This window comes from Bacillus sp. PAMC26543, assembly GCF_014250375.1.
GTDB lineage: Bacteria > Bacillota > Bacilli > Bacillales > Bacillaceae > Bacillus > Bacillus halotolerans.
The window spans coordinates 4045001-4047500 of sequence record NZ_CP060193.1 but is presented as its reverse complement, the minus strand read 5'-3'; the positions used below and the strand labels follow the sequence as shown (position 1 = coordinate 4047500).

At 51.4% G+C, this 2500-nt stretch carries 9 tRNA genes and 3 rRNA genes (2 of these 12 cut by a window edge); all 12 read left to right on the top strand.

What is annotated here, in order from left to right:
- A 23S ribosomal RNA gene (locus H7F27_RS20440) occupies positions 1 to 250 on the top strand; it begins 2678 nt to the left of the window's first position.
- Between the two features lie 53 nt (positions 251 to 303).
- Positions 304 to 419 (top strand): 5S ribosomal RNA (gene rrf / locus H7F27_RS20435).
- Positions 420 to 441: 22 nt separating this feature from the next.
- Positions 442 to 517, top strand: a tRNA-Val gene (locus H7F27_RS20430).
- 3 nt (positions 518 to 520) lie between these two features.
- Positions 521 to 596, top strand: a tRNA-Thr gene (locus tag H7F27_RS20425).
- Positions 597 to 633: 37 nt separating this feature from the next.
- Positions 634 to 709, top strand: a tRNA-Lys gene (locus tag H7F27_RS20420).
- A 7-nt stretch (positions 710 to 716) separates the two neighbouring features.
- Positions 717 to 799: transfer RNA gene (locus H7F27_RS20415), tRNA-Leu, on the top strand.
- A gap of 40 nt (positions 800 to 839) precedes the next feature.
- A tRNA-Gly gene (locus tag H7F27_RS20410) sits at positions 840 to 914 on the top strand.
- A 14-nt stretch (positions 915 to 928) separates the two neighbouring features.
- Positions 929 to 1014, top strand: a tRNA-Leu gene (locus H7F27_RS20405).
- Between the two features lie 9 nt (positions 1015 to 1023).
- Positions 1024 to 1100: transfer RNA gene (locus H7F27_RS20400), tRNA-Arg, on the top strand.
- A 23-nt stretch (positions 1101 to 1123) separates the two neighbouring features.
- Positions 1124 to 1200, top strand: a tRNA-Pro gene (locus H7F27_RS20395).
- Between the two features lie 7 nt (positions 1201 to 1207).
- A tRNA-Ala gene (locus H7F27_RS20390) sits at positions 1208 to 1283 on the top strand.
- Positions 1284 to 1458: 175 nt separating this feature from the next.
- Positions 1459 to 2500 (top strand): 16S ribosomal RNA (locus H7F27_RS20385); it runs 508 nt beyond the window's last position.

Here is a 2500-nt window from a genome sequence, read left to right as displayed (position 1 = left end):
CCTTAGTACGAGAGGACCGGGATGGACGCACCGCTGGTGTACCAGTTGTTCTGCCAAGGGCATCGCTGGGTAGCTATGTGCGGACGGGATAAGTGCTGAAAGCATCTAAGCATGAAGCCCCCCTCAAGATGAGATTTCCCATTCCGCAAGGAAGTAAGATCCCTGAAAGATGATCAGGTTGATAGGTCTGAGGTGGAAGTGTGGCGACACATGGAGCTGACAGATACTAATCGATCGAGGACTTAACCTAATTTCTAATGATGTCACACCTGTTATCTAGTTTTGAGAGAACACTCTCAATTGTTTGGTGGCGATAGCGAAGAGGTCACACCCGTTCCCATGCCGAACACGGAAGTTAAGCTCTTCAGCGCCGATGGTAGTCGGGGGTTTCCCCCTGTGAGAGTAGGACGCCGCCAAGCAATTGCACGTTAGTGCAATTAGGGAGGATTAGCTCAGCTGGGAGAGCATCTGCCTTACAAGCAGAGGGTCGGCGGTTCGAGCCCGTCATCCTCCACCATTTGCCGGTGTAGCTCAATTGGTAGAGCAACTGACTTGTAATCAGTAGGTTGGGGGTTCAAGTCCTCTTGCCGGCACCACTTTTATATGATATAATATTCAAGTCTCTTGTAAGAAGAGCCATTAGCTCAGTTGGTAGAGCATCTGACTTTTAATCAGAGGGTCGAAGGTTCGAGTCCTTCATGGCTCACCATTTTCAAGCGGGTGTGGCGGAATTGGCAGACGCGCTAGACTTAGGATCTAGTGTCTTTATGACGTGGGGGTTCAAGTCCCTTCACCCGCATTATATAGGATGACATTTATAAAAACTGGACATCCTGTCTGCGGAAGTAGTTCAGTGGTAGAACACCACCTTGCCAAGGTGGGGGTCGCGGGTTCGAATCCCGTCTTCCGCTCCAACTATACCATCCACGCCGGGGTGGTGGAATTGGCAGACACACAGGACTTAAAATCCTGCGGTAGGTGACTACCGTGCCGGTTCAAGTCCGGCCCTCGGCATTATAATTTGCGCCCGTAGCTCAATTGGATAGAGCGTTTGACTACGGATCAAAAGGTTAGGGGTTCGACTCCTCTCGGGCGCGCCATATATTTTATCAATATGGGAAATCGGGAAGTAGCTCAGCTTGGTAGAGCACATGGTTTGGGACCATGGGGTCGCAGGTTCGAATCCTGTCTTCCCGACCATTTTTACGGGGCCTTAGCTCAGCTGGGAGAGCGCCTGCTTTGCACGCAGGAGGTCAGCGGTTCGATCCCGCTAGGCTCCACCAAAAAAGATTTAAAAAATGTTGTTGACTTTGAAAAAGCGACATTGTATACTAATAAAGTTGCTTTAACAAAGCGATAACAAAATGATCTTTGAAAACTAAACAAGACAAAACGTACCTGTTAATTCAAGTTTTATTATAAAATCGCACAGTGATGTGCGTAGTCAGTCAAACTACTTTATCGGAGAGTTTGATCCTGGCTCAGGACGAACGCTGGCGGCGTGCCTAATACATGCAAGTCGAGCGGACAGATGGGAGCTTGCTCCCTGATGTTAGCGGCGGACGGGTGAGTAACACGTGGGTAACCTGCCTGTAAGACTGGGATAACTCCGGGAAACCGGGGCTAATACCGGATGCTTGTTTGAACCGCATGGTTCAAACATAAAAGGTGGCTTCGGCTACCACTTACAGATGGACCCGCGGCGCATTAGCTAGTTGGTGAGGTAATGGCTCACCAAGGCAACGATGCGTAGCCGACCTGAGAGGGTGATCGGCCACACTGGGACTGAGACACGGCCCAGACTCCTACGGGAGGCAGCAGTAGGGAATCTTCCGCAATGGACGAAAGTCTGACGGAGCAACGCCGCGTGAGTGATGAAGGTTTTCGGATCGTAAAGCTCTGTTGTTAGGGAAGAACAAGTACCGTTCAAATAGGGCGGTACCTTGACGGTACCTAACCAGAAAGCCACGGCTAACTACGTGCCAGCAGCCGCGGTAATACGTAGGTGGCAAGCGTTGTCCGGAATTATTGGGCGTAAAGGGCTCGCAGGCGGTTCCTTAAGTCTGATGTGAAAGCCCCCGGCTCAACCGGGGAGGGTCATTGGAAACTGGGGAACTTGAGTGCAGAAGAGGAGAGTGGAATTCCACGTGTAGCGGTGAAATGCGTAGAGATGTGGAGGAACACCAGTGGCGAAGGCGACTCTCTGGTCTGTAACTGACGCTGAGGAGCGAAAGCGTGGGGAGCGAACAGGATTAGATACCCTGGTAGTCCACGCCGTAAACGATGAGTGCTAAGTGTTAGGGGGTTTCCGCCCCTTAGTGCTGCAGCTAACGCATTAAGCACTCCGCCTGGGGAGTACGGTCGCAAGACTGAAACTCAAAGGAATTGACGGGGGCCCGCACAAGCGGTGGAGCATGTGGTTTAATTCGAAGCAACGCGAAGAACCTTACCAGGTCTTGACATCCTCTGACAATCCTAGAGATAGGACGTCCCCTTCGGG